Annotated in this window: 24 protein-coding genes and 1 tRNA gene; 14 read left to right on the forward strand and 11 right to left on the reverse strand. The window is 67.1% G+C overall.

The window, feature by feature from the left end:
* Positions 1 to 100: 100 nt before the first annotated feature.
* From OLX23_RS17105 to OLX23_RS17115, 3 genes are all read right to left on the reverse strand, one after another.
* Positions 101 to 469 carry a hypothetical protein gene (locus OLX23_RS17105; RefSeq protein ID WP_264446225.1) on the reverse strand — a complete coding sequence of 123 codons (369 nt, stop codon included), beginning with the start codon at positions 467 to 469 and terminating at the stop codon, positions 101 to 103.
* A 172-nt stretch (positions 470 to 641) separates the two neighbouring features.
* Positions 642 to 2228: an LVIVD repeat-containing protein gene (locus OLX23_RS17110; protein WP_264446226.1), complete on the reverse strand. Its 1587-nt coding sequence runs from the start codon at positions 2226 to 2228 to the stop codon at positions 642 to 644.
* Positions 2229 to 2557: 329 nt separating this feature from the next.
* Positions 2558 to 2650: transfer RNA gene (locus OLX23_RS17115), tRNA-Ser, on the reverse strand.
* Positions 2651 to 2803: 153 nt separating this feature from the next.
* On the opposite strand from OLX23_RS17115, the gene OLX23_RS17120 reads away from it, so the two are divergent.
* The 5 genes from OLX23_RS17120 to OLX23_RS17140 all read left to right on the forward strand — a co-directional run bounded on the left by OLX23_RS17120 (position 2804) and on the right by OLX23_RS17140 (position 9309).
* A complete protein-coding gene (locus OLX23_RS17120; RefSeq protein WP_264446227.1) occupies positions 2804 to 4351 on the forward strand; it encodes a bifunctional GNAT family N-acetyltransferase/carbon-nitrogen hydrolase family protein in 1548 nt (515 codons plus the stop codon).
* A gap of 250 nt (positions 4352 to 4601) precedes the next feature.
* Positions 4602 to 5309, forward strand: a complete 708-nt coding sequence (locus tag OLX23_RS17125) for a DUF1134 domain-containing protein (RefSeq protein WP_264446228.1) — start codon at positions 4602 to 4604, stop codon at positions 5307 to 5309.
* Between the two features lie 175 nt (positions 5310 to 5484).
* A complete protein-coding gene (locus OLX23_RS17130) occupies positions 5485 to 7530 on the forward strand; it encodes a TonB-dependent receptor (protein ID WP_264446229.1) in 2046 nt (681 codons plus the stop codon).
* A 56-nt stretch (positions 7531 to 7586) separates the two neighbouring features.
* The gene (locus tag OLX23_RS17135; protein ID WP_264446230.1) at positions 7587 to 8765 is read left to right on the forward strand and encodes an aromatic amino acid transaminase; all 1179 of its coding nucleotides are present in this window, start codon (positions 7587 to 7589) and stop codon (positions 8763 to 8765) included.
* A gap of 1 nt (position 8766) precedes the next feature.
* Complete coding sequence (locus tag OLX23_RS17140) at positions 8767 to 9309, forward strand: GNAT family N-acetyltransferase (RefSeq protein ID WP_264446231.1); 543 nt, start codon at positions 8767 to 8769, stop codon at positions 9307 to 9309.
* Here OLX23_RS17140 and OLX23_RS17145 read toward each other — a convergent pair.
* The 6 genes from OLX23_RS17145 to OLX23_RS17170 are packed head-to-tail and all read right to left on the reverse strand — an operon-like array spanning position 9306 to position 13173.
* Complete coding sequence (locus tag OLX23_RS17145) at positions 9306 to 9923, reverse strand: riboflavin synthase (protein WP_264446232.1); 618 nt, start codon at positions 9921 to 9923, stop codon at positions 9306 to 9308. The genes OLX23_RS17140 and OLX23_RS17145 overlap by 4 nt on opposite strands.
* Positions 9908 to 10885: a bifunctional diaminohydroxyphosphoribosylaminopyrimidine deaminase/5-amino-6-(5-phosphoribosylamino)uracil reductase RibD gene (gene ribD / locus OLX23_RS17150; RefSeq protein WP_264446233.1), complete on the reverse strand. Its 978-nt coding sequence runs from the start codon at positions 10883 to 10885 to the stop codon at positions 9908 to 9910. Before ribD ends, OLX23_RS17145 begins: the two co-directional genes overlap by 16 nt.
* A complete protein-coding gene (locus OLX23_RS17155) occupies positions 10882 to 11340 on the reverse strand; it encodes a hypothetical protein (RefSeq protein WP_264446234.1) in 459 nt (152 codons plus the stop codon). Before OLX23_RS17155 ends, ribD begins: the two co-directional genes overlap by 4 nt.
* 32 nt (positions 11341 to 11372) lie before the next feature.
* Positions 11373 to 12098, reverse strand: coding sequence for a M48 family metallopeptidase (locus tag OLX23_RS17160; protein WP_264446235.1), 726 nt, complete (start codon positions 12096 to 12098; stop codon positions 11373 to 11375).
* An 8-nt stretch (positions 12099 to 12106) separates the two neighbouring features.
* A complete protein-coding gene (locus tag OLX23_RS17165) occupies positions 12107 to 12577 on the reverse strand; it encodes a YcgN family cysteine cluster protein (protein WP_264446236.1) in 471 nt (156 codons plus the stop codon).
* Positions 12565 to 13173, reverse strand: coding sequence for an SCO family protein (locus tag OLX23_RS17170; protein WP_264446237.1), 609 nt, complete (start codon positions 13171 to 13173; stop codon positions 12565 to 12567). The genes OLX23_RS17165 and OLX23_RS17170 overlap by 13 nt, the downstream gene beginning before the upstream one ends.
* A gap of 95 nt (positions 13174 to 13268) precedes the next feature.
* Here OLX23_RS17170 and OLX23_RS17175 point away from each other — a divergent pair, with 95 nt between their 5' ends.
* The 6 genes from OLX23_RS17175 (at position 13269) to OLX23_RS17200 (ending at position 17665) form a co-directional block, all read left to right on the forward strand.
* Positions 13269 to 13901: an ankyrin repeat domain-containing protein gene (locus tag OLX23_RS17175; protein ID WP_264446238.1), complete on the forward strand. Its 633-nt coding sequence runs from the start codon at positions 13269 to 13271 to the stop codon at positions 13899 to 13901.
* A 25-nt stretch (positions 13902 to 13926) separates the two neighbouring features.
* Positions 13927 to 14577: a COQ9 family protein gene (locus OLX23_RS17180; protein ID WP_264446239.1), complete on the forward strand. Its 651-nt coding sequence runs from the start codon at positions 13927 to 13929 to the stop codon at positions 14575 to 14577.
* Between the two features lie 65 nt (positions 14578 to 14642).
* Positions 14643 to 14900 carry a FeoA family protein gene (locus OLX23_RS17185; protein ID WP_264446240.1) on the forward strand — a complete coding sequence of 86 codons (258 nt, stop codon included), beginning with the start codon at positions 14643 to 14645 and terminating at the stop codon, positions 14898 to 14900.
* Positions 14901 to 14911: 11 nt separating this feature from the next.
* On the forward strand, positions 14912 to 16765 hold the full coding sequence (gene feoB / locus OLX23_RS17190) for a ferrous iron transporter B (RefSeq protein WP_264446273.1): 1854 nt from the start codon (positions 14912 to 14914) through the stop codon (positions 16763 to 16765).
* Positions 16766 to 16853: 88 nt separating this feature from the next.
* On the forward strand, positions 16854 to 17435 hold the full coding sequence (gene ssb / locus OLX23_RS17195) for a single-stranded DNA-binding protein (RefSeq protein WP_264446241.1): 582 nt from the start codon (positions 16854 to 16856) through the stop codon (positions 17433 to 17435).
* Between the two features lie 14 nt (positions 17436 to 17449).
* Positions 17450 to 17665, forward strand: coding sequence for a hypothetical protein (locus OLX23_RS17200; RefSeq protein ID WP_264446242.1), 216 nt, complete (start codon positions 17450 to 17452; stop codon positions 17663 to 17665).
* Here OLX23_RS17200 and OLX23_RS17205 read toward each other — a convergent pair.
* Entirely contained in the window at positions 17662 to 18165 is a 504-nt protein-coding gene (locus OLX23_RS17205) for a YceD family protein (protein WP_264446243.1), read from the reverse strand. The genes OLX23_RS17200 and OLX23_RS17205 overlap by 4 nt on opposite strands.
* Positions 18162 to 18680 (reverse strand): ubiquinol-cytochrome C chaperone family protein, encoded by a 519-nt coding sequence (locus OLX23_RS17210; RefSeq protein WP_264446244.1) that lies wholly within the window; start codon positions 18678 to 18680, stop codon positions 18162 to 18164. Before OLX23_RS17210 ends, OLX23_RS17205 begins: the two co-directional genes overlap by 4 nt.
* A 199-nt stretch (positions 18681 to 18879) precedes the next feature.
* Here OLX23_RS17210 and OLX23_RS17215 point away from each other — a divergent pair, with 199 nt between their 5' ends.
* From OLX23_RS17215 to hslU, 3 genes are read left to right on the forward strand one after another with little or no spacing between them, the layout of a single operon-like run.
* Complete coding sequence (locus tag OLX23_RS17215) at positions 18880 to 19374, forward strand: outer membrane protein assembly factor BamE (RefSeq protein ID WP_264446245.1); 495 nt, start codon at positions 18880 to 18882, stop codon at positions 19372 to 19374.
* Positions 19375 to 19421: 47 nt separating this feature from the next.
* Positions 19422 to 19988 (forward strand): ATP-dependent protease subunit HslV, encoded by a 567-nt coding sequence (gene hslV, locus OLX23_RS17220; protein WP_319641332.1) that lies wholly within the window; start codon positions 19422 to 19424, stop codon positions 19986 to 19988.
* Between the two features lie 16 nt (positions 19989 to 20004).
* Positions 20005 to 21306, forward strand: a complete 1302-nt coding sequence (gene hslU, locus OLX23_RS17225) for an ATP-dependent protease ATPase subunit HslU (RefSeq protein WP_264446246.1) — start codon at positions 20005 to 20007, stop codon at positions 21304 to 21306.
* The last annotated feature ends 137 nt before the right edge of the window (positions 21307 to 21443 follow it).

Consider the following 21443-nt stretch of genomic DNA (forward strand, 5'->3'; position numbering starts at 1 on the left):
CCGGTGCGGCATTGACGCTGCGCCCTTAGCCCGCGCGACCTGCCGTCCGGCTGAGCGGAACCTTAAACTTTGGTCATCTTGGCCTGGGCCGCGCCGGCCGTCAGGTCGCGAGTGCGTAGGTGATCACGAAGCAGGCGGTGGTCAGCAGCAGCATGGCGGCGATGAAAGCCATGTCGGCCACGCGCTCCAGCCCGTGCAGGCGGCCGCCCGATTGCACGCGCAGGGCGAAATAGGAGGTCAGCGTCGCCAGGAGAAACAGCACGGCATCGATCGACAGGAGATCGTCGGCCACCGTGCTGCCGCCATGGACCGCGATCGATACGTGCAGCAGGCCGATGCCGGTCAGGCAGACGCCGACCATCGCCGCCGCAATCGGGCAGATCAGGCGGCAGGTGCGCTCGTCGAGCTCGGCACGAGCCCGCTCCGCGCGGCGGGCGTTGTCGCCGCTTGGCGGTTGTGATCGGGACATACGACGCTCCGTAATATGACCGACCTTGCCGCAGACTGAAAGGAACGCGACTGCAAACCTTCGCCGCCGGCCGGATATCACGCGATGCGCTGAACCATCCTGATGCCGTTCTCCTTGAGCCGGCGACGGCACATCACACTAATCGTGGCAATCGCGCGATGAGATCGAAAGCTTACAGTCCCAACCTGGCCCTCACTTGCGGCTCCAGCTCCAGCACCCAGAACTGGCCGTTGCCCGACATGTAGATCAGGCCGCGCGCTGCATCATAATGGCCGACGCCGCCATGGACCGGCACGCCGTGGTTGAAATAGGCGACCTCGACCGGCTTGGCCGGATTGCGGATATCATAGAAGCGCAGGCCGGCGTTCCCGAAATTGACCATCGCGAAATGCGCGTTCATCGCGTCGTCGATCAGGTGGTAGGCGACGGTCGGATCGCGATCCGATGCCTTGCGCGCCGCACAGTTCTCCGGATCGTTGATCGCCAGCGTCAGCCGCGACACGTCGCGCGGACGGGTCGGCTGGGTGACCTCGGTAATGATCGCATCGAATGCCCAGCCCAGCCCGGTTGGCCGCGGATAGGGGCGGCAGGTGTCGCTCTTGCTGGCGGAAGCGGCCGCGAGGGCGGCGATGCTGGCGGTAGGCGGCGCGCCGGCAGCGGCGGGGCCGAGTTGGAGGGGACCGGTGCCGACCTCGTTCGAATGCAGCACGTATTCGCGGCTACCGACGCGGAACCAGTCGAGGCCATGCCCCGGACCGTCGATCTCAGCCAACAGTTTTACCGGACGCTGGGAGACGTCGATGATGCGCATCGTGGTTCGCCCGTTCGATACCTTCGCACCGCTGCCGCCGGCCTGGTCCGCGATGAAGACGCGCTTGTCGTCGCCGCTGACGTCCGGCGAATGGGAAAGCTGTGGCCACAGCAGAAGGGTCTGCGCGCTGCTCGCGCCCAACCGCCAGTTGGCACCCCGAGCCGAATCCGGTTTGGCGGCATCCTCGCACAGGTCGAGACCGGCCTTGCGGGCGCCCTGATGGATGCCCTGCCAGGGGCCGGGGGATTGGGACAGGATTTCGCAGCGATAGTCGGTGACCTTCCAGCTGCTCGGGTCCTTGAGATTGCTGATGTCGACTTCCCACAGGCCCAGCGAGCCATAGACCTTGGTGCCGGCATGATTGACCCTGAGGTCGTGGGGCAGGATGCCGGTGCCACCGCCGCCGCCCAGCGGCGGGCTGATGCCGACGCTGAGCGGCGGCCATTTGATCTCGCCGAGCAGCACCGGGTTCTGGCAGTCTCTGATATCGTAGACCGAACTGCCCGACACCAGGATCGCCCGATCCTGGTTGACGACGACGCGCATGGTCTCCGAACCATAGAGCACGGGAACGCTGCGGAGGTTCACGGGCTTGGCGGGATCGCTGACGTCGATGACATTGACGGCATTGGCCCCGCGAGGGCGCACGTAGGCGCATCGCCCGACACCCTGAACATTGCCGCCGATGGGCAGTTGTCCGACCAGCCGCACACCGCAGTTGAAGTTCGGCACCTGACCTGCGGCCAGTACGCCGCTTGGAACGTCACCTTGAATGCCCGGTTCCTTGATGTCGCCCGGCCCACAGAGCGCGGGAGACGTGGCTGAAGCAGGTAGCGTCGCAGGCACTTGAGCCAGAGCCGCCGGCGTGGAAAGCGCGAGCGCCAAGATGAAGCTAGTCAGAGAAGCCGCTGGTTTTCCGGCAAGGCGGCTCTTGAACGAATTAGCCATGACAACACTGCTCCCCAATAGTTCAAATTTTGTCTGATTTGACGGGGAGGGTGCTTATTTGTCAAGCGAGGGGCACTTGGTGACCCGTGTCGCGGGTGCTTGGCGGCATCGCCGACAAGCCGCCTTCCGATGTTCCGCTCATTCAGTTTCGAAATCTGCGGTCATCCGAGATGAGGTTTGAGAACGGCATGCGGGTCGAGCCCTCGCAAAATCGCCGCCTTGGCCGGTCGCGCGGGTCGACATCGGTCGAGCCTCGGTACCTCGAGCTGCCCTGGCTACCGGCGTTTTCAAGTAGGGCGGACCGCCGCGGAAGCCTGCGAGCAGCGCGGTGGCGGAGACGGAGGGATTCGAACCCTCGGTACCGGATTTACCAGTACGACGGTTTAGCAAACCGTTGGTTTCAGCCACTCACCCACGTCTCCGGATCGCAGCGGCGAGGGCGCGCTATAGCGAGGGGTTTTGGACCCGGCAAGGGGGGCTTCGCGCAATTCGCGCAAATGTCTTTCGGGAGTGTTCGGCGGGAACATTCGCCCGGTTGCCGGGCTATGGCCCATGAAGCACTATTGTGAGCACTTATGGCCACTTCCAACGCGAAACTCATCGTCCGCCCGGCGCTGTCGGTCGACGCCAAGGCGATCGCCGCGCTGTCGACCAAGGTCTATGGCCGCGCCGACGCCTTCACCGCCGCGCAGATCCGCGGGCTCATCAACAATTTCCCCGAGGGACAGATCGTCGCCGAATACGAAGGCACGATCGTCGGTCATGCCGCCACGCTGATCGTCAGCTCGAAGCAGGCCTTCGCGCCGCATAGCTGGAACGAGATCACCGGTGACGGCTATGGCCGGGTGCCGCCCGACAACGGCGACGTGCTCTACGGCATGGAGGTCTGCGTCGATCCCGACTTCCGCCGCCTGCGCATCGGCGAGCGGTTCTATCGCAAGCGCAAGGAACTGTGCCAGGAGTTCGAGCTCAAGGGCATCGTCATCGTCGGGCGCATGCCCGGCTATGCGCGCAAGAAGCGGCAATATCCCGATCCGCAGGCCTATGTCGAAGCCGTGGTCGAGAAACAGGTGCGCGACCAGGTCATCAACTTCCAGCTCAACCAGGGTTTCAGCCCGCGCGGCCTGTTGCCGGGCTACATTCCCGAGGACAAGGCCAGCGGTGGCAACGGCCTGGTGATGTTCTGGCCCAATCCGCTCGCGCCCGAGGAGACTACGGTCAAGATCCATCGCCGCAAGGCGCGGCTGCCCTCGTCGGTGCGCGTCGCCACGGTGCAGTTCCAGATGCGACGCATCTCGAAGATCGACGAGTTCGAGGAACAGGTCGAATACTGGGTCGACGTCGCCGCCGACTACAACGCCGACTTCGTCTGCTTCCCCGAGCTGTTCACGCTCGAGCTGCTGTCGATCCCCGAGAAGAAGCTCGAGCCGGCCCAGGCGATCGAATGGATCGCCGACTATACCGAGCGCTTCGTCGCCTTCATGGAAAAGCTCGCGGTCAGCTACAACATCAACATCATCGGCGGCTCGCACCCGACGCGGATGGACAACGGCGACATCCGCAACATCGCCTACGTGTTCCTGCGCGACGGCTCGGTCCACACCCAGGACAAGCTCCACCCGACCCCTTCCGAGCGGCGCTGGTGGAACATCAAGGGCGGCCACGGCGCCAATGTCATCATCACCGACTGCGGGCCGATCGGTGTCATGATCTGCTACGATTCGGAATTCCCCGAACTCGCGCGGCACTTGACCAACCAGGGGGCGCTGCTGCTGTTCGTGCCGTTCTGCACCGACGAGCGGCGTGGCTACCTGCGCGTGCGCTATTGCTGCCATGCGCGTGCGGTCGAGAACCAGTGCTACGTCGTCACCTCGGGCGTGGTCGGCAACATCCCGAACGTCGAGAACATGGACGTGCACTATGCCGAAAGCGCGATCCTGACGCCGTCGGACTTCGCCTTCGCGCGCGACGGCGTCGCCGCGGACACCGCGCCGAACACCGAGACGATCGCGATCGCTGACCTCAGCCTCGACGACCTGCTGACCAGCCGGCGCTCGGGTGTGGTGCAGAACCTGCACGATCGGCGGTTCGATCTGTACCGGGTGACCTGGCGCGAAAAGTAGGGTGAACTTGCCGGCCTCGTCGTCCGGTTCGGCCGGCTGAACGGGCGAGAACGACTCGCCTGGCCGCAATTTCGATTCGCCTCGTCGCGGCCTCGTTGCGGCGGCGCGGGTAACTGTCTGTTAACCATAATGGGTGCAGGCAGGCCTCACGAATTGGTCCAGGACGGACTGCCTGGGTACGGAGGCAAGCACGATGGTGCGCAACACTTCTCTCTGGCCGACGGTCATCAGCATCGCATCGGCTTTCGCAATGACGGCGTCGCCCGTGGCGGCGCAGATCCGCCCGGTCGACCCCGACGCGATCGATGGCGATCTCTCGGCGCCGCGGGCCGCACCTGTCACGACCCCGAGTACGCCCACGCCGGCTTCTCCGACGATCGCCGCCGATCCAGTCTACAACGCACCGCTGAGCAATCCGGGCGTTCCGGGCGCGGCGCCGACGCTCCCGCCCGTGGCGATCCCGACCAATGGCAGCAACACCTTCCACAAGGACGACCTGATCGGCGCGGCCGAAGGCGTGTTCGGCAAGGGCGCGCAGGGCCTCGCGCAGATGATCGAGGACGTGCTCAAGAAGCAGGGTGAGCCCAACGGCTACATCGTCGGTCGCGAGGGCGGCGGCGCTTTCGTCGTCGGCCTGCGCTATGGCTCGGGCACGCTCCACCACAAAGTCGAGGGTCAGCGTCCGGTCTACTGGACCGGTCCGTCGATCGGCTTCGACGCCGGCGCCAATGCGGGCAACGCCTTCGTTCTCGTCTACAACCTCTACGACACCCAGGACCTCTACAAGCGCTATGGTGCGGGCGAGGGCCAGGCCTATCTCGTCGGCGGCTTCAACGTTTCCTACCTGCGCCGCGGTAACGTGGTGCTGGTGCCCGTGCGCATGGGCGCGGGTCTGCGGCTGGGCATCAATGCCGGCTACATGAAGTTTTCCGACAAGCAGAAGTGGCTGCCGTTCTGAGCCGCCAGCGGGCGGCGCGTCACAAGATTACGACGAATTCACAAATGTAACATTGTCACATGGGTTGGGCTGGCGTAACGGCGGCCTTATGGCGACGATATATTATCACACCGATTCGCGGCTTCGGCGTTCCCTTCTGGGCGCCGGGGCCGTCCTTTCCATCTTGCTGGTCCCGATGGCCGCGCGTGCGGAGGAGGCCGCATCGCCGCCTGATGACGCGGATCAGGCCGGCGAACCCGCCTTCCACCGCGAGAAGAGCACCGAGATCGTCGTTACCGGCGGTCTGCGCAATGCGCGACAGGACATGCTCTCGGGCGTGGCCGTGGTCCAGGCGGAGGCGCTGACCCAGGCGCTGCGCCCCTCGATCGGTGAAACCCTGGCCCATACCCCCGGTGCTTCGGCAACCTCCTTCGGCCCGACCGCCTCGCGCCCCGTTCTCCGAGGCCTCCAGGGCGAGCGCGTGCGTCTGCTGACCGACGGGCTCGGCGCGATCGACGTGTCGAACACCTCGGTCGATCACGCGGCCGTGGTCAATCCGCTGCTGGCCGAGCGTATCGAGGTGCTACGCGGACCGCAGTCGCTGCTCTACGGCTCCTCGGCGATCGGCGGCGTGGTCAACGTCATCGACCGCCGCATTCCCGTGACCGTGCCCGACGAGGCTTTCCACGCCGGCGCACTGGCGACCTACGGTTCGGCGGCTAACGAGCGTTCGGTTGCGGGCGCGGTCGACGTGCCCGTGTCGGGGCGCTGGGTGGTCCACGTCGACGGCAGCTATACCAAGACCGACGATATCAAGATCGGCGATTATGCGCTATCGCCGGCGCTGCGGGCGGAAGCGCTGGCTTCGGGCTTTGCCGAGAACGCCGCCGTGCGCGGCAAGCTTCCCAACAGCGCCAGCGAGACTTGGGCCGCGGGCGCCGGCGCTGCCTATATCGACGAGGGCGGCTCGATCGGCGTGTCCTATGGCCACTACGACAGCCTTTACGGCATTCCTGTGCGCTATGCGACGCAGCCGGGGCAGGAGCAGGAAGCGCCGCGGCTCAGTCTCAAGCAGGACCGCGTCGATGCCCGCGCCGAGATCAACGCCGGCGGCGATCTGATCGACAAGATCGGTCTGCGCCTCGGCTATGCCGACTACAGCCACTTCGAACTCGAGGAAGACGGCGAAATCGGTACGGCCTTCTACAACAAGGGGCTCGAAGGACGGCTCGAGCTGACCCAGGCCAAGCGCGGTGCTTGGCGCGGTGTCACCGGCGCACAGTTCTTCGCGCGCGACTTCAACGTCATCGGCGAAGAGGCCTTCCTGCCGAAGAACAAGACCCAGCAGATCGGCCTCTTCACCCTGCAGCAGCTCGACTACGGCGCGTTCAAGGTCGAAGCCGGCGGGCGGTTCGAGCATTCGACCTTGCGCGCCGCGCCGGGTGACGACCAGCCGCAGTTCTTCGCGGGTGAGCGCAGTTTCGATGCCTTTTCGGGTTCGCTCGGCGCGTCCTACGTGATCGCGCCGAACTGGCGTTTCGGCGTCAACCTTTCGCGCACCGAGCGCGCGCCTTCGGCCGAGGAGCTCTTCGCCAACGGCCCGCACGCGGGGACCGAGGCCTTCGAGGTCGGCGATCCCGACTTCAAGAGCGAGCGCGCCTGGAGCGTCGAGGCGATCCTGCGCGGCAGCGGCGAGAACTACACGTTCGAGGCCTCGGCCTATCACTCGTGGTTCTCGAACTTCATCTACCAGGACCTGACCGGCGAAGTCGAAGACGGCTTGCCCGTCTACGCCTTCCGCCAGGCCGATGCGCGCTACTACGGTTTCGAGGCGCAAGGTTCGGTGGTGCTGGCGCGGATCGGCGATGCCACGATCGGAGCCGATGCCCTGGCCGACTACGTCCATGCAACGATCAAGGGCGCGGGCCCCGCGCCGCGGATTCCGCCGCTGCGCATGCTCGGCGGCGTGTCCTACAAGGCGCGGATTTTCGACCTGCGCGGCGAGGTCGAACGCGTCTCGGCGCAGGACCGTATCTCGCCGTTCGAGACCCGCACGCCCGGCTACACGATGGTCAATGCCGAGCTCAACGTGCGGCCTTGGGGGCTCGACCATCCGCTGACCTTGGCGCTCTCGGCGAACAACATCTTCGACGTGAACGCGCGCCGTCATGCCTCAGTGCTCAAGGACTATGCGCCACTCGCCGGGCGCGACATCCGCGTCACGGCGCGGGTGAATTTCTGAACAGGCCGCCAAACCCCTTGCCCCCGGCCACTCCCGGGGGTTAAGGGCCCGCCGTCATGCTTACCAACCTGCAGCAACAGCCCGCCGACGCGCTTCTTGCGCTGATCAAGCTCCACAATGCGGATCCGCGTGCCGACAAGATCGATCTCGGCGTCGGCGTCTACAAGACGGGGCAGGGCGATACGCCCGTCTTCGCCTCGATCAAGGCGGCCGAGAAGAAGCTGGTCGAGACGCAGGAGACCAAGGCCTACCTCGGTCCCGAGGGCGACATGGGCTTCGTCGAGAAGCTGATGCCCTACGTGTTCGGCAAGGCCGACCCCAGCCTGGGCGGCCGCATCGAGGGTATGCAGACCCCGGGCGGCACCGGTTCGCTGCGCCTGGCGCTGGCGATCGTGCACAAGGCCAAGGTCAAGCGAATCTGGATGGGCGTGCCGAGCTGGCCGAACCACGCGCAGATCTGTGCGGACCTGGGCCTCGAGCTCAAGACCTTCAACCACGCGACGCCTGAAGGCACGGCCGACATCGAGGCGATCCGCGCCGCGATCGCCGAGGCGGACGAGGGCGATGCCTTCCTGCTGCAGTCGTGCTGCCACAACCCGACGGGCATCGATTACACCAATGCCCACTGGGACGAGATCGCCGGCCTGCTCGCCGCGAAGAAGATCCTGCCCGTGCTCGACCTCGCCTACCAGGGCCTCGGCCAGGGCATGGAAGAGGACGCCTACGGCATGCGCCGCGTGCTCGTTTCGGTGCCCGAGGCGCTGATCGCCTATTCGTGCGACAAGAACTTCGGCCTCTACCGCGATCGCGTCGGTGCGCTCTACATGATGACCGCCGAGGTGGCGCAGCTGCCCGTGGTGATCTCGAACGCCTATGCGCTGGCGCGCGCCAACTGGTCGCAGCCGCCCGATCACGGCGCCGCTGCGGTGCGCCTGATCCTCGAGGACGAAGCCCTGACCGCGCAGTGGCTCGACGAACTCGACACGATGCGCGAGCGCATGCGCCAGGTTCGCGCCAAGCTCGCCGCGGCGGGCAAGGTCGGCGGGGTCGATCTGACCCCGGTCGGTGGCCAGAACGGCCTGTTCTCGATCATCCCCTTCACTCCCGAGCAGGTGCAGGCGATGCGCGAGAAGCACGGCATCTATTTCGCCGGTTCGGGCCGCATCAACGTGGCGGGCCTGACCCAGCTCAACATCGACAAGTTCATCTCCGCCACCGCGGACGTGACTGCTTAAGATGGACCGGCAGCCGGTCCTCGAAGGGGATCGGCTGCTGCTCCGGCCCCTGCGCCCCGACGATTGGTCGACGCTCTACGCGGTCGCCTCCGATCCGCTGATCTGGGAAGTCCACCCGCAGCACGATCGCTGGCAAGAGCCGGTGTTCCGCAAGTTCTTCGACCAGGCCCTTGCCGGCGGCGGCGCCGTCGCGGTGATTGACAAGAGCACCCAAACGATCGTCGGGTCGTCGCGTTGGGAAGGCTTCGATCCGGCCCAGGGCGGCTCGGTCGAGATCGGCTGGACCTTCCTCGCACGCAGCCACTGGTCTGGCGCCTACAACCCTGAATTGAAACGGCTCATGCTTGCACACGCGCTGCGCTTCGTCGCACGGGTGCTGTTCCGCGTGGGCGAGAACAATGGGCGCTCGCGCCGCGCGATGGAGAAAATCGGCGGGCGACTGACCGACGAGTCGAGCATGGTCGAGACCGCCAGCGGCCTCGTCCGGCATGTCGTCTACGAGATCGACCGCGAGAGTTTTGCGCGCGGCCCGCTAAGCGCTTAGCCGCGCAAGCTCTGCATGCGCTTGAGGTAACGCGCCAGCACGTCGATCTCGAGATTGACCCTGCTGCCAGCGGCGAGCGCGCCGAGCGTGGTGACTTCGGCGGTGTGCGGGATGATGTTGACCGAGAAGTGGCAGGTGCCGTCGGCCTGGTCGGTGACTTCGTTCACCGTCAGCGAGACGCCGTCGACCGTGATCGAGCCCTTGGGCGCGAGATAGGGCGCGAGTTCGGCCGAGATCTTGAAATCGATCCGCCGCGAATCGCCGTCGGGCGTCACGCCGATCACTTCGCCGACACCGTCGACGTGGCCAGTGACGATGTGCCCGCCGAGCTCGTCGCCGAGCTTGAGCGCGGGCTCGAGGTTGAGCTGGCGTCCTTCTTCCCAGCGACCCGGCACGGTTCGCGCGACGCTCTCGGCCGAAATGTCGACCGCGAACCAGGCGTCTCCGGCGATACCACCCTTGTCGACCACGGTCAGGCAGGTGCCAGAGCAGGCGACCGAGGCGCCCATGGCGATCCCGGCGGGATCGAAGGGGCAGGTGATGACCGCGCGCAGGTCGCCCTGCTGGCGGGCTTCGCGGATCGTGCCGACGGCGGTGACTATTCCGGTAAACATGGGGCGGTCTCGTATACTTCCAGAGTGTCGCTGCCAAGCTGGCGGCGATCGGTGATGCGCCAGCGGCCGTGCGCATCGGCGAGCGCGCCGAGGCCGATGTCGGCGATGCCGGGCTGGCCGCCGCCGATCACGATCGGGGCGCGGTAGATCGCGAGCCGGTCGACGAGATCCTCGGCGAGGAAGGCCGCGGCGGTCTGCGCGCCGCCTTCGACGAAGAGATACTGCACCCCTGCCATCGCGGTGATCGCCGCGGGGGAGGGCAGCGCCTGCCAGCCTTCGGGCGCCGCGCCGCGCGTGAGCACCCAGCGCTGCGGGCTGCGGGCTTCGAGCCCAGCCAGGCGCACGTCGAGCCGTGGCGCGTCGGCGCGCAGGGTACCGCCCCCGACCAGGATGGCGTCAGCCTTCGCACGCAGGACATGCGTATGCGCGCGAGCGGCGGGGCCGGTGATCCACTGGCTTTCGCCGTTCGCCAGCGCGATGCAGCCGTCGAGTGAAGTCGCCAGCTTGAGAGTCACATGTGGCCGGTTCTTCGTGCGCTGTGTGAGGTAGCCGATCAGGCTCGCGCGTGCTTCAGGCGACTGATGAAGTTCGGCTGCTATCCCCGCGGCGCGGATTCGTTCGAGGCCGGCGCCGGCCGTGCGGGGATCGGGGTCCTGGCAGCCGACCACGACGCGTGCGAGTCCCGAGGCTACGACAAGATCCGCACAAGCCGGGCCGCGCGTAGAGGCATGGGCGCAAGGCTCGAGCGTGACGCAGAGCGTGGCGCCGCGCGCGGTGTCGCCGGCCATGGCCAGCGCCATGGCTTCGGCATGAGGGCGGCCGCCGGGCTGGGTCCAGCCATGGCCGACCACGCGGCCCTCACGCACCACGATCGCGCCGACCGCGGGGTTGGGGCGGCTGAGCGGCAGGCCGCGCGCGGCCAGGCTCGCGGCCGCGGCCATCCAGCGCGCGTCGTCGTTCACTGCTGCGTGTCAGCCTTGGGCAGGTTGAGCTTGGCGCGTTCGCGGGCCGCCTCCACCGCCTGCTCGGCCTTGGCCTTCTTCTCGATCGCGTCGACGTCCATGCCGCTGGCGCGGCCGATCGTCTTGTACATCTGGCGTACGTCCTCGTCGCGCTTGGCCTGTTCGGCGGCGAGGCGCTCCTTGCGCTTCTGGTTGGCGATGTTGGAGGCGACGATCTCGGCCTGGGTGCGGTGCGGGTCCCAGACGGTGATGTAGGTCACCTTGGGCGGCCTGGGCAGGCCGCGGCCGCCCTCGTTCCACATGACCGAGAACACCGCGATCGTGCAGACCGCCGCGGCCACGCCGATACGCCACTTGTTGTCGCCGGCCTGGCGCACGACCTCGGCGAAGTCGGCGATCATGCCGCGCGGGGTGGAAACGTTGCTGAGGAAGCTGCGTGAGCGAAGGAGACCCATTGCGCCTAGATAGGCCGCCTTGGCGCCGAGCGCTAGCCGAAGGCGGCGTAGAGCTTGCGACCCTCGCGCTTGAGCCAGGCATTGGCCTCGTCGATCGAACCTTCGAACAGCTCGTCGAGCAGCGCGTGGAAGCGCGGGCTGTGGTCGAAATGGACGAGATGCGCGGCCTCGTGCGCGACGACCGAGCGGCGCACGAAATCGGGCGCCATGATCAGTCGCCAGTTGATGCGGATCGCGCCGTCGGGGCCGCAGGAGCCCCAGCGCCGTTGCGCGCTGGTCAGCGCCAGCTTGCGCAAGGGCCGGTCCGCCAGCGCGCAGTAGTGCGCGAGATCCTCGGCCATGACCGCGCGGGCCTCGGCCTCGAGCCAGCGCTTGAGTCGCGCCGACAGCGATTCGGCCGGGCCGCCGATGAGGATCGCGCCATCGGCCAGCTCGGGCTTGCGGCGGCGCGCGGGATCATGCGCGATCCGCAGAACCTCGCCGCGATAGGCGAGGGTGCCGCCGGCTTCGGGCGCCTGCGCCCTCGGCAGCGCGGCGAGCTGGCCGGCGAGCCAATCCTTGCGCGCGGCGGCGAAGGCCAGTGCCTCGGCCGTGCGGCCCCAGCGCGGGATCGACAGGCGCACCTCGCTGCCGTCAGGCGCAAGTCGCATCGTCATGCGCCGCGCCTGCGCCAGTCGGCGGACGACCACGGGCAGGACCTGCCCGGCAATCTCGATCGAGGGCGTTTCGCGCGGGTCGCGCCGCAGCCAGTCAAGCATGGCGCGGGTCAGTCATCGTCGTCCTCGTCGAACACCATGTCGTCTGGCCAGACGATGTGATGCTCGAGCGGGCCAGCGACCTCCTCGCTGATCACCTTGCCGACGATCGAGGCGCCGGCGCGGTGGACCGCCTCGCGGTCGCCGCTGATCAGGTAGTGCCAGGGTGGCAGCGGCTCGCCATCGGCACGCAGGCGATAGGCGCAGGTATCCGGCAGCCAGTCGAGCTTGCCCGCCAGCCGCGGAGTCAGCCGCAGGCAATCGGGCACGAAGGCGCGGCGGTGCTTGTAGTCCTTGCACTGCGCGGTGCCGAGATCGAGAAGCTTGCAGGCGACGTTGGTCGGATAGACCTCGCCGGTGTCCTCGTCCTCGACCTTGTGCAGGCAGCATTTGCCGCAGCCGTCGCAGAGCGCCTCCCATTCGGCGCGCGAAAGCGATTCGAGCGGGCGTTCCCAGAACCTCGTGGTCTTTACTTCACCCATTTCGCCAGTTCCGCGGCGACGTCCTGCGGCGCCTTGTCGACCGGCAGCATGGCGATTGCCTCGCCCTTGCGGCCCATCAGGTAGGCCGTGCGGCTGTGGTCCATCAGATAGCCGCCCTCGGTCTCCTTGCCCTTGGCGTGGTAGATCGCGAAGCTCTTGGCCGCGGCATCGATCTGCGCCTGGGTGCCGGTCAGACCGAGCAGGCGCGGCGAGAAGGCGGCGGCGAATTCGCCGACGATCTGCGGCGTGTCGCGAGCCGGGTCGATCGTCACGAAAATCGGCTGGACCTGCGCGGCGAGTTGCGGCTGGGCCTTCTCGAACAGTGCGAAGCCCTGCATCATCTTCTGCACGTCGATTGGGCAGGCATCGGGGCAGAAGCTGTAGCCGAAGTAGATGATCCGGTACTTGCCGTCGAAATCGCTCCACGACACGGCCTTGCCGGTCTTGTCGACCAGGGTGAAGGGCCCGCCGATCGCCGCGCCTTCGAGCGGCGGACGCGGGGCGGCCTGCTCGGTGGAGCCGCCGCCGCTGCAAGCGCCCAAAGCGAGCGTCAGAGGCAGGATAATTGCGGTGAGTCCGCGAAATGTCTTGATCATGGCGCGGCGGTTCATGCTCTGCTAAACCGCGCTTCGCAAGGGACGAGTTGCCGCGATCGGAAGGCCCGGTGCGGCGCTCAGCAGGAGACGACAGGGTGATCAAGGCAGGCAAGTGGCGGGGACGGATGCTCGGCGTCCTGGTGCCGCTGCTCGCGGGGGCGCTGGTGGCAAGCCCCGCGCAGGCGCAGTTCTCGGCGGGCTTCAAGTTCCTCGAAGCCGTGCGCAAGAAGGACGGCGCCAAGGTCGAGGAGGCGATCAACGAGCCGGGCTCGACCATCGTCAACACGCGCGACATCACCAGTGGGCAGACCGCGCTGCACATCGTCACCCAGCGCCGCGACGTGACCTGGATGAACTTCCTCATCGGCAAGGGTGCCAACGTCAATGCGCGCGACAGCCGCGGCGTGACCCCGCTGCAACTGGCCACGAGCCTCGGCTTCGTCGAGGGCATCGACGTGCTGGTGGCGAGCAAGGCGCGGGTCGACGAACCCAACGACGCCGGCGAGACGCCGCTGATCTCTGCGGTCCACCGTCGCGACATCGGCATGATGCGCATTCTGCTCAAGGCCGGGGCCAATCCTGATCGCAAGGACAATTCGGGCCGCTCGGCGCGCGACTATGCCTCGATCGAGGGGCGCACCGGGCCGCTGATCTCGGAGATCGAGGCGAATACCAAGCCTGCCGCGCAGCGTGCCGGCAGCGGCCGCGTCTACGGCCCGTCGTTCTGACGCCATGGTCACCGCCGAACAGAGCATGAGCGACCTGACGGTCGACGAGCTCCGCCTCGCGCTGGCGCCGGGCATTGCCCAGGCGGCCGTGTTCGACGGCTGGAGCGACGAAGCCGTCGCCGGCGCCGCGGCCACGGCCGGCGTCGATCCCGACGTCGCGGCCTATGCCTTCCCCGGCGGGCCGATGGACATGATCTCCGCCTGGATCGCCTCGGTCGACGCGGCGATGATTGCGGCCTTTCCGCCCGAAACCCTGGCCGAGCTGCCCGTGCACAAGCGCGTCCGCCGACTGCTCGTCTTCCGGCTCGAGCGCGTGACCGGCATGGAAGAGGCGCTGCGCCGCGCGCTGGCGATCATGGCCATGCCGCAGAACGCGACGCGTGCGCTCAAGCTCGGCTGGGAAAGCGCCGATACGATGTGGCGGCTCGCGGGCGATACGGCGACCGACTACAACCACTATACCAAGCGTGCGACGCTCGGCGCGGTCTATGCCGCGACCCTTGCGGTCTTCGTCGACGACAAGAGCGAGGACAAGGCCGAGACCTTGGCCTTCCTCGATCGCCGGCTCGCGGGAATCGGTCGTTTCGAGAAGTTCAAAGGGCAGATCCTGCGGCCCGATGCCGAGCATTTCAGCATGGCGCGGTTCCTCGGTCGGCTGCGCTATCCGGCGCGCTGACCGGACATAATTTGTCATATTGCGAACCAGTTGCAAAAACGCACCCAATCTGGCAGCGACGCCATATGAGCGAAGGCAATACTCTGGATCTGCTCCCGGTCGGCCGGCGAGCCCGCATCGTCGCGGTCGACTGGTCGCAACTCGTCGATGAGGAAGCGCAGCGGCTGCGCGCGTTGGGCATCGACGAAGGCGCGCGTGTCGTGGTCTCGCATCGCGGCGTGTTCGGCGGCGCCGATCCGCTGGCGATCATGGTCGGCCGCATGACCGTGGCGCTGCGCCGCGTCCATGCCCGGGCCATGCGGGTGGAGGCGATCGACCAGTGAACGTCCACGCCGTGACCCGCCATCGCAGCGCCGCGCTGGTCGGCAACCCCAACGCCGGCAAGAGCGCCCTGTTCAACGCGCTGACCGGCGCGCGCCAGAAGATTGCCAACTATCCGGGCGTAACGGTCGAGCGGAAGTCGGGCCGCCTGGTCCTGCCCGGCGGTCAGCCGATCGAGCTGACCGACCTGCCGGGCTCCTATGGCCTGCATGCCACCAGCCCCGACGAGGAAGTGACCGCCAAGGTCATCCTCGGCAAGCACGAAGGCGAGGCCTCGCCCGACGTGCTCGTGGTCGTGCTCGACGCCTCGAACCTCGAACAGCACTTGGTCTTCGCGCAGGAGGTGATCGCGCTGGGCAAGCCCACCGTGGTCGCGCTCAACATGATCGACCTGGCCGAGCGCGACGGGCTCGTGCTCGATCCCAAGGCGCTCGAGCAGGCGCTGCGCGTGCCGGTGATCCCGACCGTGGCCGTGCGTCGCCGCGGCCTGGCCGAACTCGCCGCGGCGATCGAGGCGGCGCCCGAGCGCGTGCCCGAACCGCAGCACGCGCATATCACGCTGACCGAACGGCGCGTGACCGCGCACGCCATCGCCGATGCGACGATCGTGTCGGAGACCGCCAAGCACCGGCTCCATGCCAAGCTCGACCAGGTCCTGCTCAATCCCTGGCTCGGGCCGATCATCCTGTTCGCGCTGCTGTTCGTGGTGTTCCAGGCGGTCTTCGCCTGGGCCGATCCCTTCGTCGGCGCGCTCGAAGAGGCTGCCGGGGCATTGGGTGAGGCGGTGCAGGGGGCGCTGCCCGAAAGCCTGCTACGCGATTTCCTGGTCAACGGCGTGATCAACGGCGTCGGCTCGGTCGTGGTGTTCCTGCCGCAGATCGTCATCCTGTTCTTCTTCATCCTGGTGATGGAAGCGTCGGGCTACATGGCCCGCGCCGCCTTCATCATGGACCGGCTGATGGCCCGCGTCGGCCTGTCGGGGCGCAGCTTCATTCCGCTGTTGTCGAGCTTCGCCTGCGCGATTCCCGGCATCATGGCGACGCGTTCGATCACCGATCCCAAGGACCGGCTGACGACGATCCTGATCGCGCCGCTGATGACCTGCTCGGCGCGCCTGCCGGTCTATGCCGTGATCATCGCCGCCTTCATTCCCAACCGGCCGGTCGGGCCCGAGGGGCTCGGCTTCATCGGCCTGCAGGGGCTGGTGCTCTTCGTGCTCTATGTCGCGGGCATCATCGGCGCGATGGCCGTCGCGCTGGTGCTGCGCAGTTCGGTCACCAAGGGCGCGGCCAGCGGCTTCATCATGGAGATGCCGAAGTACCAGCTGCCGCGGATCAAGGACCTCGCGATCGGCCTGTTCCAGCGCGCCTGGATCTTCCTGCGCCGCGCCGGCACGATCATCTTCACGATCACCGTCGTGCTATGGGTGCTGCTGACCTTCCCGCGTGCGGGCGAGGGGCAGAGCCAGGTCGAGGCCTCGATCGCCGGCCAGATCGCCAAGGGCGTCGAAGTCGTGGTCAAGCCGATCGGCTTCAATCACGAGATGGCGCTGGCGCTGATCCCGGCAATGGCCGCGCGCGAAGTCGCGGTTTCGGCACTCGCGACGACCTATGCGGTCGATGCCGGCGACGAAGACCAGCAGGCGATGGCGCTGGGCGATCGGCTCAAGACGCGCTGGACCCTGCCGATGGCCTTGGCCTTCCTCGCCTGGTTCGTCTTCGCGCCGCAGTGCCTGTCGACCATCGCGGTCGCACGGCGCGAGACCAACGGGTGGAAATGGCCGACCTTCATGTTGGCCTACCTTTTCGCCATGGCCTATGTCGCGGCGGGCGCGACTTACTGGATAGCGGTCTGGGCGGGGCTGTAGCGAGCCGTTGAAAAGCGTTCCGACGGACTAGCGGCGGTCCCGGGCAGGTATTACCTCCGGGCCTCGAAATTCAAAGGACAGCGATTCGATGGCAGGCAGCGTCAACAAGGTCATTCTGATCGGCAATCTCGGTCAGGACCCGGAGGTCAAGAGCTTCCAGAACGGCGGGCGCATCGCCAACCTGCGCATCGCCACCTCGGAGAACTGGAAGGACAAGAACACCGGCGAGCGCAAGGAGCGCACCGAGTGGCATTCGGTCGTCCTCCAGTCCGACGGCCTGGTCGGCGTGGCCGAGCGTTTCCTCAAGAAGGGCTCCAAGGTCTACATCGAGGGCCAGCTGCGCACGCGCAAGTGGCAGGACCAGTCGGGCAACGACCGCTACACCACCGAGATCTCGGTGGGCATGAACGGCGTTCTGACAATGCTCGACGGCGCCCCGGGCGCCGGCGGTGGCGGCGGTGGTCGCAGCGGCGGTGGCGGCTGGGATGACAGCGGCATGGGCGGCGGCCGATCCTCGGGCGGCGGCTATGGCGGCGGTCGCTCGGGCGGCAGCGGCGGTGGCGGCAACGACTGGGGCGGCGGGTCGTCGGGTGGCGGTTCGTCGGGCGGCGGTTCGCGCGGCGGCGCCGGTGGCTTCGCCGACGATCTCGACGACGACATTCCGTTCTGAGTGAGTTTTGCGTGATGCGTAAAGCAGAAGCGGAGAAGGCGGTTCGTTTTCTGACTACCAAATGGTTCAAAGAAATGGGCCGTCCAGAAACTCCTCATTTCTCCGATTTTGTGTCTTGGCTACGGCTTGAAGGATATTCGCACTATCTCGATTTTCGCTCGACGATGGGTGCACAGGAAGACGCTGAGAGCTGGTTTGACCAAGAGTTGAGGCCAGCTTTGAGGCGTTAGTCCTTCCCGAGTTTCAAACCTTTGAGCGCGGCGAACGGGCTGGCGTCCTCGTCCTTGAGCAAGGCCCGCGCGGCCTCTGCGTCGGGGCCGGTCAGGAACGGGTCGATCGCCAGCGCTACGCTCTGCGCCACGGCCTCGCCGAGATCGACCGTCGTGCCGGTGAACTCGATCTCGTCGAGTTCATCTTCCGCCAATTCGATCTCCTCGTCGGGCGCATGCGCGGTGCCCGCGGGCACGAAGCGAAAGGCCAGCGGCTCGCGGATCGCAACGGGCAGGTCCTCGGCCGAGACCGCACAGGACTGGACGATGTCGGCGGAGAGCGTGCCCGTGGCGCTCAACGCCTCGCCGTCGCGTTCGAGCACGACTTCGGCCTCGAGCCGATCGATCCGCACTATGTCGAAGCGCTTGGCCAGCGCTGCGCGCTCGGCCGCGTCGGCGACGAGCTGCACGGCGCGGTGATCGAGCTGGCGGACGTCGAAGGGGCGGGCGAACTCGCTCATCGTTCGGCGATCCGCGCGGCCATCAGGTCTTCGCTGGTGGTGGCGTTGAGCGCCACCTGCAGCGCGCGTGCCGCCACGGCGACGCGGATCGGCTTGGCGCCTTCGATCAGGGTCATGTTGCGCGCGAGCATTTCGGCCACGGCGGCGTCGCCCTGCGGCAGAGCCTCGCGCAGCGCACCCAGGCGGCCGCCGAGCGTGCCCATCAGCTTGCCGATATGCTTGCCGACGAAGATGTCGCCGATGCCGGTCTGGCGCAGCTGGCCGTCCATGTCGTCGACGAAAAGCTCGGTCAGCCGCACCGAGCTCTCCATCAGCTCGGGCTCGCGCTCCATCCGCAGCAGCACGAGCGCCAGCACCAGGGTTATCGTGTCGAAGCGGCCGGGGACGGTGTCGGCCATGCCGTGTTCGGCATACCAGGGCTTCTCGCGCGCGATCTCCACGACGCGGTGCCACAGCGGGCGCACGGGCGCGAGCGTGTCCTGGCGATTGCTGAAGAGGCGGGAGAGCAGGTTCACGGGGAGCAGCCTTTCGTTCAGCGGCAATTCAAGCGGATAAAGCCAGTGCCCCGGGGCAACGCCATTGCGGTGGCGCGCGCAGGGGCCTAAGGCTGCGCCGTTACACGGCCCTGCGGGCATATGGCAATCGGATGTCGCACCCGCCAGGGGCACACCGGGGGTTCGGGCGCCAGCCCGGCCACCAGATCGGAGTTTCTCAATGCGCGTGAAGGGTCGGATCGTGATGCTCGGGGCCGCGACCTTGGGGCTGGCGGTGCTCGTCGGCGGTTGCTCGTCGATCCGCGATCATCGTGGCTATCTGATCGACACGGCGCTGGTCGATTCGATCCAGCCGCAGGTCGACAACCGTACCTCGGTCGAGAAGACGCTGGGTCGCCCGACCTGGGTCAGCCAGTTCGGCGCGCAGGACTGGTACTACGTTTCGGTCGATACCAAGCAGGCCGCGTTCAAGCGTCCCAAGACCTACCAGCAGACCGTGCTGCGCGTGCGCTTCGACCAGGGCGGCAATGTCGCCGCGGTCGACAAGGCCGGCGTCGAGAAGGTCGCGCGGATCAGTCCCGACGGCAAGGTCACGCCGACCCTGGGCCGCGAGCGCAGCTTCATCGAAGACCTGTTCGGCAATATCGGCGCGGTCGGTGTTCCCGGTGCGGGCGGCGGCGCCGGTCCGGCTGGTCCGGGTCCCAACGGCAGCTAAATCCCGTCTCTCTTGACGCCGGTTCCCGGGGCCCCATATCCGCCCCTATGGACAATAGCGGGGCGAGCCACGGCCTGATCCAGTGGCACGGGACGACGATCATCGGCGTCAAGAAAAACGGCAGGACCGTCATCGCGGGTGACGGTCAGGTCTCGATGGGCAATACCGTCATGAAGCCGAACGCGCGCAAGGTGCGCCGGATCGGCGAGGGCGGCAACGTCATCGCCGGCTTCGCGGGTGCGACGGCCGACGCCTTCACTCTTTTCGAACGGCTCGAACGCAAGCTCGAGCAGCATCGCGGCCAGCTGATGCGCGCCGCGGTAGAACTCGCCAAGGACTGGCGCACCGACAAGTACCTGCGTAATCTCGAAGCGCTGATGATCGTCGCCGACAAGGAGACCTTGCTCGTGCTGACGGGCAACGGTGACGTGCTCGAACCCGAGGGCGGCATCACCGCGATCGGTTCGGGCGGCAACTACGCGCTGTCCGCGGCGCGTGCGCTCGACGACTACGAAGAGGACGCCGAGAAGATCGCGCGGCGGGCCATGGCCGTCGCCGCGGAAGTCTGCGTCTTCACCAACGACCGCGTGACGGTCGAGACCATTGATTCCTAATTCTCAGGACACTCCCTTGAAAGACTCACTCACCCCCAAGGCGATCGTCGCCGCGCTCGACGAGCACATCATCGGCCAGACCGACGCCAAGCGCGCGGTCGCCGTGGCGCTGCGGAATCGTTGGCGTCGCCAAAGATTGGGCGCCGACCTGCGCGACGAGGTCACGCCCAAGAACATCCTGATGATCGGCCCGACCGGCTGCGGCAAGACCGAGATCAGCCGCCGCCTGGCCAAGCTGGCCGACGCACCTTTCGTCAAGGTCGAGGCGACCAAGTTCACCGAGGTCGGCTATGTCGGCCGCGACGTCGAACAGATCGCGCGCGACCTGGTCGAAGAGGCGATCCGGCTCGAGAAGGAGCGCCGCCGCGAGGCCGTGCGCGAGGCCGCGTCGCACGCGGCGATGGAACGGCTGCTCAACGCACTCGTGGGCGAGGGCGCATCGGAAGCGACGCGCCAGTCGTTCCGCCAGCGCGTGACCGAGAACGCGATGAACGACACCGAGGTCGAGATCGAGGTCGAGGATTCGCCCAGCGCGCCGATGGAAATCCCCGGCATGGGCGGCTCGATCGGCATGATCAACCTCTCGGACATGATGGGCAAGGCCTTCGGCGGGCAGAAGCTCAAGCGCCGCAAGCTCAAGGTGCCCGACGCCTGGGACAAGCTGGTCGACGAAGAGGCCGAGAAGCGGATGGATCAGGACGACGTCGCCCGCGTCGCCTTGGCCAATGCCGAGACCAACGGCATCGTCTTCCTCGACGAGATCGACAAGATCGCGGTCAGCGACGTGCGCGGCGGTTCGGTCAGCCGCGAGGGCGTGCAGCGCGACCTGCTGCCGCTGATCGAGGGGACCACGGTCGCCACCAAGTATGGTCCGATGAAGACCGACCACGTCCTGTTCATCGCCAGCGGCGCGTTCCACGTCGCCAAGCCCAGCGACATGCTGCCCGAACTCCAGGGCCGCCTGCCGATCCGCGTCGAATTGAAGGCGCTGAGCGAGGAGGACTTCGTGCGGATTCTCTCGGAGACGCGCGCCAACCTCATCGCGCAGTACAAGGCGCTGCTCGGCACCGAGCAGGTGACGCTCGACTTCACCGAGGACGCGATCCGCGAAGTCGCGACGATCGCCGCGCAGGTCAATGAAAGCGTCGAGAACATCGGCGCCCGCCGCCTGCAAACGGTGATGGAACGCCTGCTCGAGGAACTGAGCTTCGAGGCCGAGGACCGCACGGGCGAGACCGTGACGATCGACGCGGGCTACGTGCGCGGCAAGCTCGAAGGGCTGGCCAAGGACAGCGACCTGTCGAAGTATATCCTGTGATCTCGATCCTCCCCTGAAAGGGGAGGTGGCATCGACATCGTCGATGACGGAGGGGTGTCCAGCTCTCGATAGGGCGACACCCCTCCACCGCCGCCGCTTCGCGTCGGTGGCCCCCTCCCCCTAGGGGGGAGGATCTG

Origin of the sequence: Novosphingobium sp. JCM 18896 (genome assembly GCF_025938095.1) — a bacterium.
In the GTDB taxonomy this organism is placed as follows: domain Bacteria; phylum Pseudomonadota; class Alphaproteobacteria; order Sphingomonadales; family Sphingomonadaceae; genus Novosphingobium.

Excerpts from the sequence above, each read along its gene's own strand:
- OLX23_RS17110 (WP_264446226.1), bottom strand. The coding sequence starts at position 2,228 with ATGGCTAATTCGTTCAAGAGCCGCCTTGCCGGAAAACCAGCGGCTTCT.
- OLX23_RS17165 (WP_264446236.1), bottom strand. The coding sequence starts at position 12,577 with ATGGGTGAAGTAAAGACCACGAGGTTCTGGGAACGCCCGCTCGAATCG.
- OLX23_RS17120 (WP_264446227.1), top strand. The coding sequence starts at position 2,804 with ATGGCCACTTCCAACGCGAAACTCATCGTCCGCCCGGCGCTGTCGGTC.
- OLX23_RS17215 (WP_264446245.1), top strand. The coding sequence starts at position 18,880 with ATGCGCGTGAAGGGTCGGATCGTGATGCTCGGGGCCGCGACCTTGGGG.
- OLX23_RS17155 (WP_264446234.1), bottom strand. The coding sequence starts at position 11,340 with ATGGGTCTCCTTCGCTCACGCAGCTTCCTCAGCAACGTTTCCACCCCG.
- OLX23_RS17140 (WP_264446231.1), top strand. The coding sequence starts at position 8,767 with ATGGACCGGCAGCCGGTCCTCGAAGGGGATCGGCTGCTGCTCCGGCCC.
- OLX23_RS17125 (WP_264446228.1), top strand. The coding sequence starts at position 4,602 with ATGACGGCGTCGCCCGTGGCGGCGCAGATCCGCCCGGTCGACCCCGAC.
- OLX23_RS17160 (WP_264446235.1), bottom strand. The coding sequence starts at position 12,098 with ATGCTTGACTGGCTGCGGCGCGACCCGCGCGAAACGCCCTCGATCGAG.
- OLX23_RS17135 (WP_264446230.1), top strand. The coding sequence starts at position 7,587 with ATGCTTACCAACCTGCAGCAACAGCCCGCCGACGCGCTTCTTGCGCTG.
- OLX23_RS17130 (WP_264446229.1), top strand. The coding sequence starts at position 5,485 with ATGGCCGCGCGTGCGGAGGAGGCCGCATCGCCGCCTGATGACGCGGAT.
- OLX23_RS17185 (WP_264446240.1), top strand. The coding sequence starts at position 14,643 with ATGAGCGAAGGCAATACTCTGGATCTGCTCCCGGTCGGCCGGCGAGCC.
- OLX23_RS17180 (WP_264446239.1), top strand. The coding sequence starts at position 13,927 with ATGAGCGACCTGACGGTCGACGAGCTCCGCCTCGCGCTGGCGCCGGGC.
- OLX23_RS17170 (WP_264446237.1), bottom strand. The coding sequence starts at position 13,173 with ATGATCAAGACATTTCGCGGACTCACCGCAATTATCCTGCCTCTGACG.
- OLX23_RS17145 (WP_264446232.1), bottom strand. The coding sequence starts at position 9,923 with ATGTTTACCGGAATAGTCACCGCCGTCGGCACGATCCGCGAAGCCCGC.
- OLX23_RS17200 (WP_264446242.1), top strand. The coding sequence starts at position 17,450 with ATGCGTAAAGCAGAAGCGGAGAAGGCGGTTCGTTTTCTGACTACCAAA.
- ssb (WP_264446241.1), top strand. The coding sequence starts at position 16,854 with ATGGCAGGCAGCGTCAACAAGGTCATTCTGATCGGCAATCTCGGTCAG.
- OLX23_RS17205 (WP_264446243.1), bottom strand. The coding sequence starts at position 18,165 with ATGAGCGAGTTCGCCCGCCCCTTCGACGTCCGCCAGCTCGATCACCGC.
- hslV (WP_319641332.1), top strand. The coding sequence starts at position 19,422 with ATGGACAATAGCGGGGCGAGCCACGGCCTGATCCAGTGGCACGGGACG.
- OLX23_RS17105 (WP_264446225.1), bottom strand. The coding sequence starts at position 469 with ATGTCCCGATCACAACCGCCAAGCGGCGACAACGCCCGCCGCGCGGAG.